This window comes from Nocardia sp. NBC_01388, from assembly GCF_045040085.1.
In the GTDB taxonomy this organism is placed as follows: Bacteria; Actinomycetota; Actinomycetes; order Mycobacteriales; family Mycobacteriaceae; genus Nocardia.
In genome coordinates this window covers 7,319,924-7,339,268 of record NZ_CP109553.1, presented here as the reverse complement: position 1 = coordinate 7,339,268, position 19,345 = coordinate 7,319,924, and the positions used below count along the sequence as shown (strand labels likewise).

Genomic DNA, 19,345 nt, shown 5'->3' with positions numbered 1-19,345 from the left:
CCCCAGCGCTCGATCAGCTCCGCGCCGTAGGACTCGCCCCCGACCGTGATGTGCTCGAGGCCGGGCACCTGCTTCGGGTCCATGGTCAGCAGCACCGACGGGGTCATGAAGGTCTGGGTGACCCGTTCGGTGCGGATCAGATCGCTCAGTTCCGCGCCGCCGAACACATCGGCGGGCGCCACGACCAGTGCCGCCGCCACCGGCAGCGCCATGCACACCTCGAGCAGCGAGGCGTCGAAGCTCGGGGACGAACGGTTCAGCACCCGGTCTTCGGAGGTGGTGTGGCAGCGTTCGGCATTGGCCGCGCCGACACCCACGATGCCCGCGTGCGAGATGACACAACCCTTGGGCAGTCCGGTGGAGCCGGAGGTGTAGATCATCCACGCCGCATTGGCGGCGCTCACCGGGCGGACCAGTTCGGTGTCGCCGATCGGTGCGCCGCTGCGGCCGGTCAGATCGGACACCAGCTCGGGCCCGTCGACGACCAGCCAATCGGTCTGCACCGGAAGGCCGTCCGCATGGGCGGCGAGGGTCAGGCCGATCACCGCGCCGGAGTCGGCGAGCATATGCGCGATGCGCCCGGCCGGATAGTTCGGATCGATGGGCAGGTAGGCCGCACCGGTCTTGGCGATGGCCCACAGCGCCACCATCGATTCGATCGAGCGCGGCACGGCGACGGCCACGTAGTCCTCCGCACCCACCCCGCGCGCGATGAGCAGGCGGGCCAGTCGCGAGGACCGGTCGTCGAGCTCGGCGTAGGTGAGCGTGGCGGTCCGGCCGATCAGGGCCGGGCCGTGCGGGTTCAGTTCGACTGCAGCCCGCATCATCTGGGCCAGGGTGCGCACCGGCTGTGCACGCGGACCGCGGCGGTTCAGCACCTGGGCCCGCTCGTGCGGGGACAGCAGATCGATGGCGCCCAGGCACACCTGCGCGTCCGCGGTGATCGCGGCCAGCACCCGGCCGAATCGGCGCAGCAGTCCGGCGGCGGTCGACTCCTCGAAAAGGTCGGTGGCATAGGTGATCTCGACGGCCAGGTGGCCGTCCGCATCGAGGTTCTCACCGATGGTGAAGAGCAGATCGAACTTCGACATGGTGTCGCCGGAGTCGACGGCCTCCATCACCAGACCCGGGACCGCGCGAGCGCCCGATTCCAGATCCATATAGCTGAGAGCCACCGTGAACAGCGGATTCCGGCCCGGTGCGTGCTCGACGCCGAGTTCGGTCACCAGGCGTTCGAAGGGCACCGTGGCATGCGCGAACGCGGCCAGGTCCACCTCCTTGGTCTGCGCGAGCAATTCGGTGAAGGTCCGGCCCGGGGCCGGAGTGGTGCGCAGCGGCAGCGTATTGACGAACATGCCGATCAGGTCGTCGAGCGCCGCGGCCTCGCGACCGGCGACCGGGGTGCCGATGGCCACATCGTCGGAACCGGCCATCCGGCCCAGCAGTACGGCCAGGGCGGCATGCAGCACCATGAACGGCGTCGCATTGTGCCGCTGCGCCAGGGCGGTGATGCCCGCACCGATGCCGCCGCCGAAACGGCCGCGGACGCCGCCGCCGCGCATGGAGGCGATGGCCGGGCGCGGGTGATCCAGCGGCAGTGCGAGTTCGTCGGGAAGTTCGGCGAGTGCCGCACGCCAGTAGGCGATTTCGCGATCGGCGTGCAGTTCCAGCACCTGCTGCTGCCACAGCGTGTAGTCGGCGTACTGGACCGGCAGCGGCTGCCACTGCGGCGCCACGCCGATCAGCCGGGCCAGATAGGCCGCGACCAGATCGCGCAGCAGCGGGTTCATCGAAACACCGTCGCCGGCGATGTGATGCAGCACGATCACCAGGACGTGGCTGGTATCGGATTCGCGCAGCAGCAGGGCGCGGACCGGGACCTCGGTGGTGACATCGAAACCGCGCGTGACGGTTTCGGCCAGCCGGCGCTCCAGCGGACCGGTGAGGGTCTCCACCTCCAACTGCATGGCGGTGTGCGGCGGCAGGATGACCTGGTGGCCGGCGCCCTCGGCATCGAACGGGTAGACGGTGCGCAGCACCTCGTGCCGGGTCACCACATCGGTGAAGGCCAGTCGCATTGCGGCGTAGTCGATCTCGCCGACAATGCGGACCGCGATCGGAATATTGTGCGCGGCGGAATCCGGATCGAGCCGGTTCATCAGCCACATGGACTGCTGCGGGGCCGAGAGCGGAATCCGGTCCGGGCGCGGGCCCGCGACGAGTGCGGGCAGGGCGGGGCTCGTATCGTCGCCGCCGAGTCGCGCGGCCAGGGCGTGCACCGTACCGGCCTCGAAGAGCAGGCGCACCGGAATGCGCTGCCCCAGCCGCTCGCCGATGCGGGAGAGCACCCGGGTGGCGATGAGCGAATTGCCGCCAAGCGCGAAGAAGTCGTCGTCCAGACCGACCTGCTCGAGGCCGAGGACCTCGGCGAAGACCGCGGCCACCGCCTGTTCGGCAGCGGTGCGGGGCGCCCGGTAGGCGGTGGCTTCGAACACCGGGGCGGGCAGCGCCGCGTGGTCGAGCTTGCCGTTGACGGTCAGCGGAATCCGGTCCACCGCGACGATGGCAGACGGGACCATGTACTCGGGCAGTCGCAGCGAGACGGCCTGACGCAGTGCGGCCGCATCGAGATCGCCGGTGGCGACCACATAGCCGACAATGCGGTCCTCGCCGAGGGATTCGTCGTGCCGCACGATGACCGCGGCCTCGCGAATACCGGTCTCGGCCAGCAGGGCCGCTTCGATCTCGCCGAGCTCGATGCGGAAGCCGTGCAGGTTCACCTGCTGGTCGGCGCGGCCGAGGTACTCCAGATCACCGGTGGCCGTCCAGCGCGCGACATCGCCGGTGCGGTAGGCGAGGGATCCGGCGGGGCCGTACGGATCGGCGACGAAGCGGACGGCGGTCAGATCGGGACGGTTCAGGTAGCCGCGCGCCAACTGTCCGCCGGAGACGTAGAGCTCGCCGGGCACGCCCACCGGGACGGGGCGCAGGCGCGAATCCAGCACGCGCACCGTCAAACCGGGCAGAGCTCCGCCGATGACGCTGGCGGAACCGGTCTCGGCGGTGATCGGGCGGTACGAGACGTGCACCGTGGTCTCGGTGATGCCGTACATATTCACCAGCGCCGGGGTCTGCGGATGCCGGTCGAACCACGGCCGCAGGCGCTGCGGTTCGAGCGCCTCACCACCGAAGATCACGTAGCGCAGGGCGAGATCGTCACCGGCTTCGGCATCGGCGGCAATGAGCTGATAGAACGCCGACGGCGTCTGGCTGAGCACCGTGACCCGCTGTGCGGCAAGCAGTTCCCGGAACTGCTCGGGCGAGCGCGAGGTGAAGTAGTCGACCACCACGACGCTGCCGCCGTAGAGCAGCGCGCCCCACAGCTCCCAGACCGAGAAGTCGAAGGCGTAGGAGTGGAACATGGTCCACACGTCCGACGCGCCGAACTCGTAGTGCTGCTGCGAATTGTCGAAGAGCCGCACCACATTCCGGTGCGGAATGACAACGCCCTTGGGGCGGCCGGTCGAACCGGAGGTGTAGATGACGTAGGCGGTATTGCCATCGGCCAACGGCGCCAGGCGATCCGCGTCGGTGATCGGTGCGGCATCACCGCCGTCGAGGTCCGCGGTATCGAGATCGAGGACGAGGCCGTCGAACCAGTCCGCGGGCAGATCGGCTGCCGCACTGCTGATCGCGCACACCGGGCTGGCGTGATCGATCACGTACGCAATGCGATCGGCCGGGTAGTTGGGGTCGATGGGCAGATAACCACCACCGGCCTTCACCACCGCCAGCAGCGCGACCACCAGGTCGGCGGTGCGCGGCAGGGCCACGGCCACCAGCGATTCCGGGCCGACACCCGAGGCGATCAGCAGGCGGGCCAGCCGGTTTGACCTGGCGTCCAGCTCGGCATAGGTCAGGGTGACCGCACCGGCGCGTACCGCGACCGCCTGCGGATCGAGCAGCGCGGCGGTGGCGAAGCGGTCCGCGATGGTACCGGCTCCGGCGAGATCCACACCGGCACTGGACCATTCGTACAGCGCCCGCTGCTGCTCGGCAATGCTCAGCAGTTCGATATCGCCGACGATGACGGCGGGATCGGCCGTGACGGCGGTCAGCACCTGCTCGAGCCGGCGGGCCAGCACCTCGATGGTGGCGGCGTCGAAGAGATCGGTGGCGTAGGTGAAACGAACGGCGTCGTCCGCCACCGTCACCTGCAGATCGAATTTGCTGCTCTCGTAATCGAAGTCGTAGCCGTCGACCTCGATACCGGGCAGTCGCACGGTGATCGGGTCGAAGTTCTGCACCGCCAGCACCACCTGGACCAGCGGGTGCCGGGCCGCCGAGCGCGGCGGGTCGAGCACCTCCACCAGGCGTTCGAACGGCACCTCGGCGTGGTCGAAGGCCGCCAGATCGGCGGTGCGGGCCCGGCCGAGCACGGCGCTGAAGGGCTCGGATTCCGAAACCTGCAGTCGCAACACCAGAGTGTTGACGAACATGCCGATCAGCGCGTCCAGGGCCGCCTCACCACGACCGGCGACCGGTGCGCCGATGGCGATATCGCCGCTGCCGGACAAGCGGGCCAGCAGTACCGCGAGCGCGGCGTGCAGCACCATGAACTCGGTGGACTCGTACCGGTCCGCGACCGTCGCGACAGCGGCGCGCAGGGCCGGATCCAGCGGTACGACAAGCGCTGCGGCCGCATTCGAGGCGACCGGGGGGCGCGGCCGGTCGGCCGGCAGCTCGAGCTGTGCGGGCAGGCCGCCGAGCGCCTCGCGCCAGTAGTTCAGCTGCTGTGCCGCCACCGATTCCGGATCGTCCTCGGCGCCGAGCAGCTGCTGCTGCCACAGCGCGTAATCGGCGTACTGCACCGGCAGCGGGTGCCACTGCGGATCGGCGCCGGTGGTGCGAGCCAGGTAGGCCAGGGCGATGTCCCGGGCCAGCGGGGCCATGGAGAAACCGTCGGCGGCAATATGGTGCACCACCAGGGCCAGTACGAACTCCCGCTCGGAGAGCGTGCCGACACCGATGCGCAGTGGCGCCTCCGAGGTCACGTCGAAGGGGGTCATCACCAGCGCGGACAGTTCCGCCGCGAGATCGGCGCCGGTGAAGCGGGTGACCGCCGGCAGGAAGCCGCGCGGCAGAATCCGCTGGTAGCCGATGCCGTCGAGCTCCGGGTACACGGTGCGCAGCGTCTCGTGCCGATCGACCACATCGAGCAGGGCGGCGCTCAGGGCGGCGGTGTCCACGTCGCCGGTGAGCCGCAGCACGATCGGGATGTTATTGACCGTCTCCAGCGGATCGAACCGGTTCAGGAACCAGATGCGGCGCTGTGCCGGTGAGAGCGGCACCAGATCCGGGCGCGCGGCCGCGGCCAGCACCGGACGCTCCGAGCCGCCCTGACGCTGGGCGGCGCGGGCCGCCAGCGCGGCGACGGTGGGCGCCTCGAACAGCAGGCGCATCGGAATATCGGCGTTCAGAGCCGCGCCCAGGCGGGCCACCAGGCGGGTACCCATGAGCGAGTTGCCGCCGAGAGCGAAGAAGTCGTCGTCCGCGCCGACACGCTCGACACCGAGCAGGTCGGCAATGATCTCGGCGACCGCGCGTTCGGCCGCCGTGGCGGGCGCCCGGTAGGAGGTGGCCTGGAACTCCGGTTCCGGCAGGGCCTTTCGATCCAGCTTGCCGGAGGAGTTGAGCGGGAAGGCGTCCAGCGCCACGAAGGCGGCGGGCACCATGTACGGCGGCAGGACCTCGGCGAGCTGTGCGCGCACGTGGTCCAGGGACAGGTTCGCGCCCTGATCGGAGACCAGGTAGGCGACCAGCTGATCGCCCAGCCGGTCATGGCTGCGGGCCACCACCACCGCCTGGGTGACGGAATCGATGGCGATGAGCGCGGTTTCGATCTCACCGAGCTCGATGCGCTGACCGCGCAGCTTCACCTGGAAATCGGTGCGGCCGATGTACTCCAGGCGCTCGGAGCGAGCGCCGTCGGCCGCACGCCACACCACCAGGTCGCCGGTGCGGTACATGCGGGCGCCGGGCTCGAAGGGGTTGGCCACGAACCGATCCGACGTCAGATCGGGACGGCGCACATAGCCGCGCGCCAGTTGATCACCGGCGAGGTAGAGCTCGCCCGGCACCCCGGCCGGAACCGGGCGCAGCCGCGAATCCAGCACGAAGACGCGGGAGTTCCACTGCGGCAGACCGATCGGCACCGATCGGACATCGTCGCCCTCGGCCTGCCAGTAGGTGATCGAGACGGCGGCCTCGGTCGGGCCGTACAGGTTGTGCACCTTGATGCCGTCACCCAGCGCGAGCACGGCGTTCACCGTCTCCGGCGGCAGCGCCTCACCGATGACGAAGACGTCCCGCAGTGTCGGCAGCGTGCCGGCGGCGGTCTGCGCGGCGAACACCGTCAGCATCGACGGCACGAAGTCGGTGACCGTCACGCCTTGCGCCGCAATGGTTTCGGCAATATAGCCGGTATCGCGGTGACCGTCGTGGGTGGCCACGACCAGGGTCGAACCACTGCGCAGCGGCATGAAGTAGCCCCACAGCGAGACGTCGAACGTGGTCGCGGTCTTCTGGAAGTAGACGTCCCGCGGACCCATGGGGAATTCGGCGAGCATCCAGGCGGTCTGGTTGTGAATCGCGCCGTGCGAGACGGCCACACCCTTGGGGCGGCCCGTCGAACCCGAGGTGAAGATGGCGTACGCCGGGTTGTCCGCGCGAACCGGGCGCAGGAGCTCGTCCGCGGTGACCGGCGTGGTCGAGAAGCCTTCCAGCGCAACCGTGTCCAGGAAGAGCACCGGGGTGCTGTCGGACACCGGCACCGCATCGGCGGTCGTGGACAGCACGCAGGCGGGCTGGGCGGTGTCGAGAATGTGCGCGATGCGCTCGGCCGGGTGATCGGGATCCAGCGGGACCCAGGCGCCACCGGCGGTGACGATCGCGTACATGCCGACCACGAGATCCAGCGAGCGGCGAATGGCCAAGCCCACCAGGGACTCCGCACCGACACCCTGCGAAATCAGCAGGCGTGCCAGCTGATTGACCCGTGCGTCGAATTCGGCGTAGGTCAGCTGTGCGCCCTCGTAGACAACCGCGACCGAGTCCGGGTACTGCGCGACCGCACGCCGGTAGCCGTCGAGCAGCAGCTCGGGCGCGACCGGGTAGCGGGTCTCGTTCCAGTCCAGCAGCATTCGCGAACGCTCGGCGGTCTCCAGCAGTTCGATCTCGCCCACCGGCAGCGCCGGATCGGCGACAGCGGCGCGCAGAATGCGGGTGAACCGGTCGGCGAACTCCCGCATGGTGGCGACGTCGAAGAGATCGGTGGCGTAGCGCAGCACCGCGTACAGCGCGGTGCCGCCGTCCGCCGCCCCCTCGGTCAGGGCCAGCGAGATGTCGAACTGGGCGCCCACGTTCTCCATCGGGAACGCCGCGACCTCGAGTCCGGGCAGCACCAGCACGCTGTCGTCGCGGTGCTCGAAGGTGAGCAGCGCCTGCACGATCGGCGAATAGGCCTGCGAGCGCACCGGATTCAATTCGTCCACGAGGCGCTCGAACGGCAGATCGGCATTGGCGAAGGCCCGCACATCGGTGTCGCGGACGGCGCCGAGCAACTGCGCGAAGGAGGCGTCCGGCGCCACCCGGGTGCGCAGCACCAGGGTGTTGACGAACATGCCGACCATATCGTCGAGAGCCTGTTCGGAGCGCCCGGCGATCGGGGTGCCGATGACCACATCCTCGGTGCGCGCCAGGCGTGAGAGCAGGGCGGCGTAGGCGGCGTGCACCACCATGAAGGTCGAAACACCCTGGCGGCGAGCAAGTTCCGCGATATCCGCGGTGGCGGCGGCGGGGATTTCGAAGGCGAAGGCGGAACCGCGACCACTGGCCACCGCCGGGCGGGGCCGATCGGCGGGCAGCTCCAGCAGCGGATCCAGCCCGGCCAGTTCGGTGCGCCAGTGCACGATCTGCTTGCCCAGCACCGATTCCGGATCGGCGGCATCGCCGAGCACCTGGTGCTGCCAGAGCGTGAAATCGGCGTACTGCACCGGCAGCGGCGCCCACTGCGGAGCCTGGCCCGCCGTGCGGGCGGCGTAGGCGACCATGAGATCGCGGGCCAGCGGTGCGGTGGAGACACCGTCGGCGGCAATGTGGTGCGTCACCACGACCAGCGCGTACTCCGGAACGGACAGCTCCGGATCGGCGGAGCGCAGCAGCGTTACACGGACCGGCGCCTCGGTGCGCAGATCGAAACCGTGGTCCAGGAATGCGGCGACCGCGGCGGCCATATCGGTGGTGTCGAGCGCGGTGAGCTCCGGCAGGTTCAGCTCCGTGACGGAGTGCACGACCTGCCGCGGGCCGTCGGCATCCTCCGGGAAGAGGGTGCGCAGCGATTCGTGCCGCTCCAGTACATCCAGGAAGGCGTCCCGCAGTGCGGGCACATCCAGATCACCGGTGAGCTTGATGGCGGACGGGATGTTGTAGACCGGCGATTCCGCATCCAGGCGGTTGAGCAGCCACATTCGGGTCTGCGCCAGCGACAGCGGGATTCGCTCCGGACGCGGGCGCGGGGCCAGCGGCACGGCGGGCGCGCCCGGCCGGGTGGCGCGCACGGCCAGCTCGGCGACGGTCGGGGCCTCGAACACCTCGCGGACGCTCAGCTCACAGCCCAGCGCCGCATTGGTGCGGGCGACCAGGCGCATGGCCAGCAGCGAATTGCCGCCCCGGCCGAAGAAGTCGTCGTCGGCGCCGATCGGGCCGCTGCTGAGCAGATCGGCGATGACGGTGGCCAGCACGGCTTCCGCACCTTCGCGCGGCGCCCGGTAGGGCACCGTGGCGGCGGTGAACTCGACCTGCGGCAGGGCCTTGCGGTCGAGCTTGCCGACGGTGGTGAGCGGCATACGATCCAGGACGACCAGATGTGCGGGCGTCATATAGGCGGGCAGCCGGGTGCGGGCCTGGGCCAGCACCGTCTCGGCGGTGAGCGGACTGCCGGAATCCGGTGCGCCGGAGATGTATCCGACGAGGCAGTCGGTGCCGGCGCTGTCCTTGGCCAGCAGCACGGCGGCATTGGCGACACCGTCCGCGGCCAGCAGGGCGGCCTCGATCTCGCCGAGCTCGATGCGCTGACCGCGCAGCTTCACCTGGAAATCGTTGCGGCCCAGGTACACCAGATCGCCATTGCGGTTCCAGCGCACCAGGTCGCCGGTGCGGTACATGCGGGTGCCGGGTACGCCGAACGGGTCCGCGACAAAGCGTTCCGCGCTGAGCGAGCCGCGGCCCTGGTAGCCGCGCGCCAGCTGATCGCCGGCCAGATAGAGCTCACCCGTGACACCGGTCGGTACCGGACGGCAGCGGGCGTCGAGCACATAGGCGCGGGTGTTCCAGTTCGGGCGGCCGATGGCGACCTCGAACTCCGGATCCGCATCCGAGAACTCGTGGTAGATGGTGGAAATCGCCGCTTCGGTGGGGCCGTACGCATTGTGCACGGAGCCGCCGACGTGGGCGCGCAGCTGGCCGAGCAGTTCGGCGGGCAGCGCCTCACCACCGGTGTGCAGATGCCGGAACGAGCGCAGCGCATCGCCGCGGCCCTCGGCGACCAGTGCGGCCAGCACCGACGGCACGTGTTCGGCGATGGTGACGCCGTACTCGCGCATGAGGTCGGCCAGGTAGTCCAGGTCCTGATGACCGCCGGGACGCGGAATCACCAGCGGCGCACCGACAAGCGCGGGCAGGAAGCACTCCCACACCGAGACGTCGAAGCTCAGCGGCGCACGCTGCATGATGCGGTCCGCGCCGGTGACCCGGTAGCGGGATTCGAGCCAGCGCAGCTGGTTCATGATCGCGCGGTGGCTGGTGGCCACGCCCTTGGGCAGGCCGGTCGAGCCGGAGGTGAACAGCACGTAGGCGAGATTGTCCGGGCGCAGTGCGCCGCGCCGGTCGGCATCGGTGAGCGGGGCGGCGGACAGGTCCGACAGGTCCAGCCCGTCGACCTCGACCACCCGCACGCCGTGGAGCTCGGGCAGCGCCGCACCGCCGACCGAGAGCACCAGGGTGGTGTTCGAGGTGTTCAGCACATGCATCAGGCGGTCGGCCGGATACGCCGGATCGACCGGAACGTAGGCCGCGCCCGCCTGCACCACGGCGAACAGGGCGACGACCATATCGAAGGAGCGCTGCGCGGTGACGCCGACAATGTCGTCCGGACCGACGCCTGCCGAGACAAGTTGGCGCGCAAGACGATTCGCCCGATCGGCGAGTTCGGCGTAGGTGCGGGTATCGCCCTCGAAGATCAGGGCGACGGTGTCCGGGTCCTGCGCCGCCCGGGCGTCGAGCAGATCGGCGAGCGTTTCGCGGGGCAGCGGGCGGACGGTGGCATTGCGGTCCACCAGCAGCATGCCGCGCTCGGTGGGCGACATGAGCTCGACATCGCCGGCGGGGACGCGGGTATCGGCGACGAGCGCGCGCAGCACCCGCTCGTAGCCGGTCAGGAACTCGGTAACGGTGGACTCGTCGAACAGGTCCAGCGCGTACACGAGGTGCACATCGAGACCGGCAGGCGTGCCGTCGGCCGCGGTGTTCTCCCACAACGTCCAGTCGACATCGAATTGCACTGTGCTGATGTCGATTTCGACCGGTGCGATGGCCAGATCGTTCAGCTGGAAGTCGGCCCGGGCCATGTTCTGCAGCGTCAGCGTCACCTGGGTGAGCGGCGAATGCGCCTGCGAGCGCACCGGATTCAGCGCATCGACCAGGGTCTCGAAGGGCACCGCGGCGTGATCGAAGGCGGCCACATCGGTGGCGCGCACCAGGTCGAGCAGCTCGCCCAGCGGCATATCGGGTCGCACCTCGGTGCGCAGCAGCAGGGTATTGACGAACATGCCGACCAGATCGTCGAGCGCCTCCTCACCGCGACCCGCGACCGGAGTGCCGATGACGATATCGCTGGTACCGGACAGTCGCGCCAGCAGTACGGCCAGCGCGGCGTGCAGCACCATGAACAGGGTCACGCCCTGTGCGGCGACGAATTCCAGTACGGCGGCGTGCAATTCGGCGTCCAGGTGGCCGCTGACGCTGCCGCCGCGACCGGTCGCCACGGGCGGCCGCGGGCGGTCCGCGGGCAGGGCGAGCAGATCCGGGGCACCGGCCAGAGCGCCGGTCCAGAAGCGCAGCTGCTGCGCCAGCTCGGAATCCGGGTCCGTCACGCTGCCGAGCGTCGCGCGCTGCCAGATGGCGAAGTCGGCGTACTGCACCGGCAGCGCCGCCTGATCGGGCGCGCCGCCCGCGGCGCGCGCCACGTACGCGGTGGCCAGATCCCGGGTGAGCGGGGCCAGGGACCAGCCGTCGGAGGCGATGTGATGCACCACGAACAGCAGCACGTGCTCGTCGTCGGCCAGCCGGAGCAGCCGGATCCGCAGCGGCACCTCCACCGTGACATCGAAGACGGTGTTCGCCACGGCATCCACCACCGCGGGCAGTTCGGCGGCGGTGACGGTTTCGGGCGCCAGATCCACCAGCCGGGTCCCGGCGGGCAGCACCACCTGGGTGGCCTCGCCGTCGTGCTCCGGATACAGGGTGCGCAGGGTTTCGTGGCGGGCGATCAGATCCGTGACCGCGGCCTGCAGGGCGGGCACATCCAGCGTGCCGGTCAGGCGCAGCGCGAACGGAATGTTGTAGGAGGTCGCGGCACTGCCCACATCGAAACGATTGAGGAACCACATGCGCTGCTGGGCGATCGACAGCGGGATGAGGTCACCGCGCTGCTGCGGGACGAGCGGGGCGATCGCCGGGGCGGCATTCGCGCTCAGGTCGGTGAGCCGCACCGCCAGGGCGCGCACGGTGGCGGCCTCGAAGATGGTGCGCAGCGGGACTTCCACGCCGATCGATTTGCCGAGGCGGGCGGCCAGCTGGGTGGCGATGAGCGAGTTGCCGCCGAGCTTGAAGAACACATCGTCGGCGCCGACCGGCTCGTCGAGACCGAGCAGCACGGTGAAGGTATCGGCGATCAGCCGCTCGGTCGCGGTGAGGGGCACCGTGACTTCCAGCGGGACGAATTCCGGTGCGGGCAGCGCGCCGCGGTCCAGCTTGCCGTTCGGGGTGAGCGGCAGCTCGTCGATGATCACCAGGGCGTCGGGAACCATATCGGCGCTGAGGAATTCGGCCAGCCGGTCGCGAAGCGCGCGGGAATCGAGAGCGACACCGCTATCGGGGACCGCATAGCCGATGAGCCGATCGCCGATCTGCTCCTCCGGCCGCACCACCACGACGGCCCGGCGGACACCGGGGCAGCGCAGCAGCGCGGCCTCGATCTCCCCGAGTTCGATCCGCATACCGCGCAGCTGGACCTGGAAATCATTGCGGCCCAAGTATTCCAGTTCGCCATCCGAGTTCCAGACGGCGAGGTCGCCGGTGCGGTACATGCGGGCGCTGTCACCGAAGGGGTTGGCCACGAAGCGATCCGAGGTCAGATCGGCGCGGGCGACGTAGCCGTGCGCGAGCTGATCACCGGCGAGATAGAGCTCACCCGTGACGCCCACGGGAGCCGGGCGCAGGCGCGAATCCAGCACGTACACCTGGGTATTGAAGACCGGAGAACCGATCGGCACCGAGGCCGTGTCGGCGGCGGTGACCTCGTGGTACGTGACATCGACGGCGGTTTCGGTCGGGCCGTACAGGTTGTGCAGCTCGCCGCCGGTGATCGCACGCAGACGCTGGGCCGGCTCGGGCGTGAGCGCCTCACCGGAGGTGAACACCAGGCGCAGGCCGGTGCACTCGGCAGCCGCCGCCCCCGCAAGGAAGTCCGACAGCATCGACGGCACGAAGTGCGTGACCGTCACGCCCGCGCGGGCGATGAGGCCGGCCAGGTAGGCCGGGTCGCGGTGGCCGTCCGGCGTGGTGACGATCAGCTTGGCGCCGATCTGCAACGGCCAGAAGAACTCCCACACCGAGACATCGAAGGTGGCCGGGGTCTTCTGCAACACGATATCGGCGGCGGTCAGCCCGTACTCGGACTGCATCCACACCAAACGGTTGACGATCGCCGAGTGCGGCACCGCCACACCCTTCGGGCGGCCCGTCGAACCGGAGGTGAAGATGACGTACGCGGTATTCGAATCTCGCAGCGGCGCACGGCGATCCGCATTGCCCAGCGGCGCCGCGGAGTAGCCGGTCAGATCGAGCAGATCGATGCGGACCTGCGCGGTGTCGACGTCCAGATCGGCACCGGAGGTCAGCACGCATACCGGATCCGCGGTGGCGAGCATATCTTCGGTGCGCGCTGCCGGGTGCTCCGGATCCAGCGGCACATACGCGCCACCGGCGACGGTGACCGCGTACATACCGACCACCAGGTCGAGGGAGCGCCGCATACCGAGCGCCACAAAGGATTCCGGTCCGACGCCCTCGGCGATCAGCCAGCGCGCCAGGCGGTGCACCCGGGCGGCGAACTCGCCGTAGGACAGAACTGTCCCCTCGAATTCGAGGGCAGGTGCATCGGGGCTGGTCAGCACCTGTGCCTCGAAGAGCGAAACCAGGGTCGAGGCAGCGGAATTGCGCTCGGTGAAGACCGAATCCCAGTGCACGGCGGTGTCGTTCCAGTCGGTCACGACCAGTGCGCGCTCGGCGGCGTCGAGCAGTTCGAGATCGCCGATGGCCACGGACGGATCGGCGGCGACGGCGGCGAGCACCTGGACGAAGCGCCGCCCGAAGGCGGTCGCGAAGTGATCGTCGAAAAGCTCGGCGGCGTACGTGAGTTCGGCCGCCATGCCGGATTCAGCGTCCGAGAGGGTCAGCTGCAGGTCGAATTTGGCCGACTGCTGGTCCAGGTCCACGCCGGAGACGGCGAGACCGGGCAGCTCCAGGGCGGCGACGCTCTGATTCTGGAAGGTCAGCATGACCTGGAAGAGCGGGTGCCGGGCCTGCGAGCGGGGCGGGTCGAGCACCTCCACCAGGCGCTCGAAGGGCACCTCCGCATAGGCGAAGGCCCGCAGGTCGTGTTCGCGCACCCGGCTCAGCAGGTCGGCGAAGGATTCACCGGTGCGCACCTGCGCGCGTAGCACCAGCGTATTGACGAACATGCCGACCATATCGTCGAGCGCGCGGTCACCGCGGCCCGCGACCGGAACGCCGACGGCAATGTCCTCGCCGCCGGAGAGCCGGGCGAGCAGGGCGGCGAAAGCACTGTGCACCACCATGAACAGGGTCGCGCCGTGCTGCTGCGCCACCCGGTTCAGACCGGCCACCACGTCGGCGGGCAGTGCGAACAGGCGCGCACCGGCGCGGTAGGAGGCGACGGCCGGACGCGGCCGGGTGGACAGCCGCAGCTCGTCCGGCAGACCGGTCAGGGCCTGCGTCCAGTAGTCGAGCTGGCGGGCGGCGAGCGATTCCGGATCGTCCTCGGAGCCCAGGACCCGCTGCTGCCACAGTGCGTAGTCGGCATACTGTACCGGCAGCGGATTCCACTGCGGCACAGCGCCTTCGGCACGGGCAGCATAGGCGGTCATCAGATCCCGGGTCAGCGGACCCAGCGACCAGCCGTCACCGCTGATGTGGTGCAGGACGAAGACCAGAATATGTTCGGCTGTCGCAGTGCCGGTGTCCGCGAGGCGGAACAGCGCCACGCGCATCGGAATCGCGGTGGTGAGATCGAAACCGACCGTGACCAGTTCGGAAATACGCTCGGCCAGTTCGGCTTCGGTGACCGTGACCGGTTCCAGACCCGGAAGGCGCTGGCCGGTGGGAAGCACCACCTGGGTGCTGCGGCCGTCGGCGGTGGCCGGGTAGACGGTGCGCAGCACCTCGTGCCGGTCCACCACATCACCGATGGCGCGGCGCAGGGCCGCCACCTCGAGATCGCCGGAAAGACGCACGGCCAGCGGAATATTATTGACCGCCGACTCCGGATCGAGGCGGTTGAGGAACCACATGCGCTGCTGCGCCGGGGACAATGGCAGCATTTCGGGGCGCGGACGCGCCACCAGCGGCGCCCGGCCACCGGTACCGGCGGCTTCCTCCGCACGGGCGGCCAGCGCCGCTACGGTCGGCGCTTCGAAGAGCACGCGCACACCGAGATCGGCGCGCAGTGCGGCGGCCAGGCGGGCCGTGACCTGGGTGGCGACCAGCGAATTGCCGCCCAGTTCGAAGAAGTCGTCGTCGAGGCCGACCCGCTCGATGCCGAGCACATCGGCGAAGGTGCCCGCCACGATCTCCTCGATCGGGGTCGTCGGCGCGCGGAAGACCTTGGCCTCGAATACCGGCGCGGGCAGGGCATTTCGATCCAGCTTGCCCGAGATGTTCAGCGGGAAGGCGTCCAGCACCACGAAGGCGGCCGGAATCATGTAGCCGGGCAGGGATTCCGCCAGCGCCGTCCGTGCCTCGTCGATATCGACGAGGTGGCCGGCGGCCGGAATCACATAGGCGGCGAGCTGATCGCCGAGTCGCTCATCGGTGCGCAGCACCACCACGGCCTGGGCGATGGCGTCCTGTGCGGTGAGCGCGGTCTCGATCTCGCCCAGCTCGATGCGCTGACCGCGCAGCTTGACCTGGAAGTCGGTGCGGCCCAGGTATTCCAGTTCACCGGCGGCACTCCACTGCACCAGGTCACCGGTGCGGTACATGCGCTCGCCCGGGTGGAAAGGGTCCGCGACGAACCGATCGGCGGTGAGGTCGGCGCGGCGCAGGTAGCCGCGCGCCAACTGCACGCCGGACAGGTACAGCTCACCCGGAACACCGAGCGGCGACGGGTGCAGACGCGAATCCAGCACGTACACCCGGGTGTTCCAGACCGGGCGGCCCATAGGCACGAAATCGGCGTCCCCGAGCATGAATTCACGGAAGGTGACCTCGACCGCGGCCTCGGTGGGGCCGTACAGGTTGTGCACCCGCGCACCGGTCAATTCCCACATGCGGCGGGCGGCCGCGGCAGGCAGTGCCTCACCGGAGCAGAACACGTGACGCAGCGAATTACACCGTGCGGCTTTGGGTTCGGTGACGAAGACCGCCAGCATCGACGGGACGAAGTGGGCGGAGGTGATGCCTTCGCGGCAAATCAGCTCGGACAGATAGGCCGGATCGGTATGACCGTCGGGGCGGGCCAGTACCAGTCGGGCGCCGACCTGCAGCGGCCAGAAGAACTCGGGCACCGAGACATCGAAGGTGACCGGCGTCTTCTGCAGCAGTCGATCGCTCTCGTCGAGAGCGACATGCGCCTGCTGCAGCCAGCGCAGGCGGTTCACGATGGACGCGTGCGATACCGCGACGCCCTTGGGGCGGCCGGTGGAACCGGAGGTGAAGATGACGTAGGCGGTGTTGTCCGGGCGCAGCGGTGCGATGCGGTCCGCATCGCGCAGCGGCCCGGCGGCGTATCCGGACACGTCCAGCAGGTCGATCCGGAGCTGCCGCTCGATGCTCGAATCCAGATCCGCGCCGGAGGTCAGCACGAACACCGGCCGGGCGGTATCGAGGACATGGCCGATGCGATCGGCCGGATGATCCGGATCCAGCGGCACATACGCCGCACCGGCCGCGATGACGGCGTACATGCCGACAACGAGGTCGATGGAGCGCCGCATGCCCAGGGCGACCAGGCTTTCCGGGCCGACGCCCGCGGCGATCAGGTGCCGGGCCAGCCGGTGCACCCGCGCGGAGAACTCGGCGTAGGTCAGCTCGGGCGTGCCCTCGAATACCAGCGCGGTCCGCAGCGGAGTGCGCGCCGCCTGCTCCTCGAACAGCGAGATCAGGGTGGCGGAATCGGCCCACTCGTGCGCGGTGGTGTTCCAGACATCCAGCAGCAGACTGTATTCGGCGGCGTCGAGCAGTTCGATATCGCCGACGGCGGCGGCCGGATCGGCGGCCACCGCATCCAGGATGCGGACCAGGCGCTCGGCCCACAGCGCAATGGTGCCGGCGTCGAACATATCGGTGGCATAGGTGAATTCGGCGACGATGCCGCCGGCGGCATCGTCGGTCATATTCAGCTGCAGATCGAACTTCGCGGTGGCGGTGTCGAAGGGCACCCCGTCCACCGCGAGGCCCGGCAGGGTGAACGCGGTGGCGCCGGTGTTCTGGAAGGACAGCAGCACCTGGAACAGCGGGTGCCGGGCCTGCGAGCGGACCGGGCTGAGAATCTCCACCAGGCGCTCGAACGGCAGATCGGCGTGGCCGAAGGCGGCCAGATCGGTGTCCTTGGTGCGGGCCAGCAGGCCGGTGAAGCTTTCGGCCGTATCGAGTTCGGTGCGCAGCACCAGGGTATTGACGAACATGCCGATGGCCTCGTCGAGCAGGGCCTCACCACGGCCGGCGACCACGGTGCCGATGGCGATATCGGCGGAGCCGGACAGCCGCGACAGCAGTGTCGCGAAAGCCGCGTGCACCACCATGAACCGGCTGGCGCCCTGGGTTCGGGCTAGGCGGTCGAGCGCCTCGGCCAGATCGGACTCCAGCGAGAAACGGTGCACGGCACCGTGATTGGAGGCCACCGCGGGGCGCGGGCGATCGGAGGGCAGATCGAGCTGTTCGGGCAGACCGTCCAGGCCGCGGGTCCAGTAGTCGATCTGCTGTGCGATCGGCGAGCTCGGATCCTCCTCGGAGCCGAGCACCTCGCGCTGCCACAGCGCGTAGTCGGCGTACTGCACGGGCAGTGGGTTCCACTGCGGCGCCGCGCCATTCGCACGGGCCGCATAGGCGGTCATGATCTCGCGGGCGAGCGGGGCCAGCGACCAGCCGTCGGCGGCGATGTGGTGCACCACGAAAACCAGGACGTGCACGGGCTGTTCGGCGTCGGTGACCCGGAACAGGCCGGTACGCACCGGAGCCGCGGCGGTCACGTCGAAGCCCGCGGTGAGCAGCGGGGTCAGCGCGGCCTCGAGGTTGCGCTCGGTGACGTCGACCGGTGCCAAGCCCAGGCCGTCGGCAACCGGTCCGGACGGCAGGATGACCTGCACGCCACGGCCCTGCGCGGTCTGGGGGTAGACGGTGCGTAGCACCTCGTGACGGTCGATGAGATCGCCTACGGCCAGCGCCAGCGCCTGGACGTCGAGGTCGCCGGTGAGGCGGACCGCGAGCGGGATGTTGTTCACAGCCGAAGCGGTGTCGAAACGGTTCAGGAACCACATACGCTGCTGCGCCAACGACAGCGGAACCTCGTCCGGACGCTCCTGCGCCACCAGTTCACGGCGACTGCCGGTGCCCTGCTGCGCTTCCATGCGGGCCGCCAAAGCGGCGACGGTCGGGGCATCGAACAGCGTGCGCACCGGCACCCGGGTATCGAGAGCCGCACCGAGTCGAGCGACAACCTGAGTCGCGATGAGCGAGTTGCCACCCAGCTCGAAGAACTCGTCCTCGGCACCCACCGGGAGCTCGAGACCGAGCACCTCGGTGAAGACCGCGGCGACAACTTCCTCGGCAGGAGTTGCCGGAGCACGGAACTCGCGAGCAGCGAACTCCGGCTCGGGCAAAGCGCGACGATCGAGCTTGCCGTTCGCATTGAGCGGGAACGCACCCACGGCCACGAACGCGGCCGGAACCATGTACGAGGGCAACTGCTCCGACAGGTGGGCGCGCAGCGCGTCCACATCCACCGAACCATCGGCCGGAACCACATAGCCGACCAGCTGATCACCGGTACGAGCATCCGAACGCAACACCACAACGGCCTGCGCGACCGAATCATGTGCGGTGAGGGCAGCCTCGATCTCGCCGAGCTCGATCCGCAGACCACGCAACTTCACCTGGAAATCGGTGCGGCCCAAGTACTCCAGCTCACCGGTCGCGGTCCAGACCACCAGGTCACCGGTGCGGTACATCCGCTCACCCGGCGTGAACGGGTTCGCCACAAACCGATCCGAACTCAGATCCGCACGCGCCACATAACCGCGCGCCAACTGCACACCCGCGAGATAGAGCTCACCCGCCATACCCGGCGCGACCGGGTGCAGACGCGAATCCAACACGTAGACCTGGGTATTGAAGACCGGACGGCCGATCGGCACCGTCTCGATATCAGCATCGACGACCTGGTGATAGGTCACATCGACCGCGGCCTCGGTCGGACCGTACAGATTGTGCAGCGCCGCACCGGTGAGCGACCGCAACTGCTGTGCAGTGGTCGCGGGCAAAGCCTCACCGGAGGAGAAGACCAGTCGCAGGCTCGCGCATTCGGCGGCGGCGGGCTCAGAGACAAAGACGGCCATCATGGACGGCACGAAGTGCGTGGTGGTGACGCCTTCTCCGGCAATGACTTCCGCCAGATACACCGGATCGCCATGACCGCCGGGCTTGGCCACAACCAGGCGCGCACCGATCTGCAAGGGCCAGAAGAACTCCCACACCGACACATCGAAGG

The 19,345-nt window shown here is 69.3% G+C and carries 1 protein-coding gene (only partly in view); it reads right to left on the bottom strand.

All 19,345 nt of this window come from inside a single coding sequence — locus OG716_RS34930, non-ribosomal peptide synthase/polyketide synthase, on the bottom strand. Of the gene's 38,346 coding nucleotides, 7,582 precede the window and 11,419 follow it; the stretch shown corresponds to coding positions 7,583-26,927 (codon 2,528, partial, through codon 8,976, partial); reading right to left, the first codon wholly in view occupies window positions 19,341-19,343. Both codon boundaries (start and stop) fall beyond the window edges.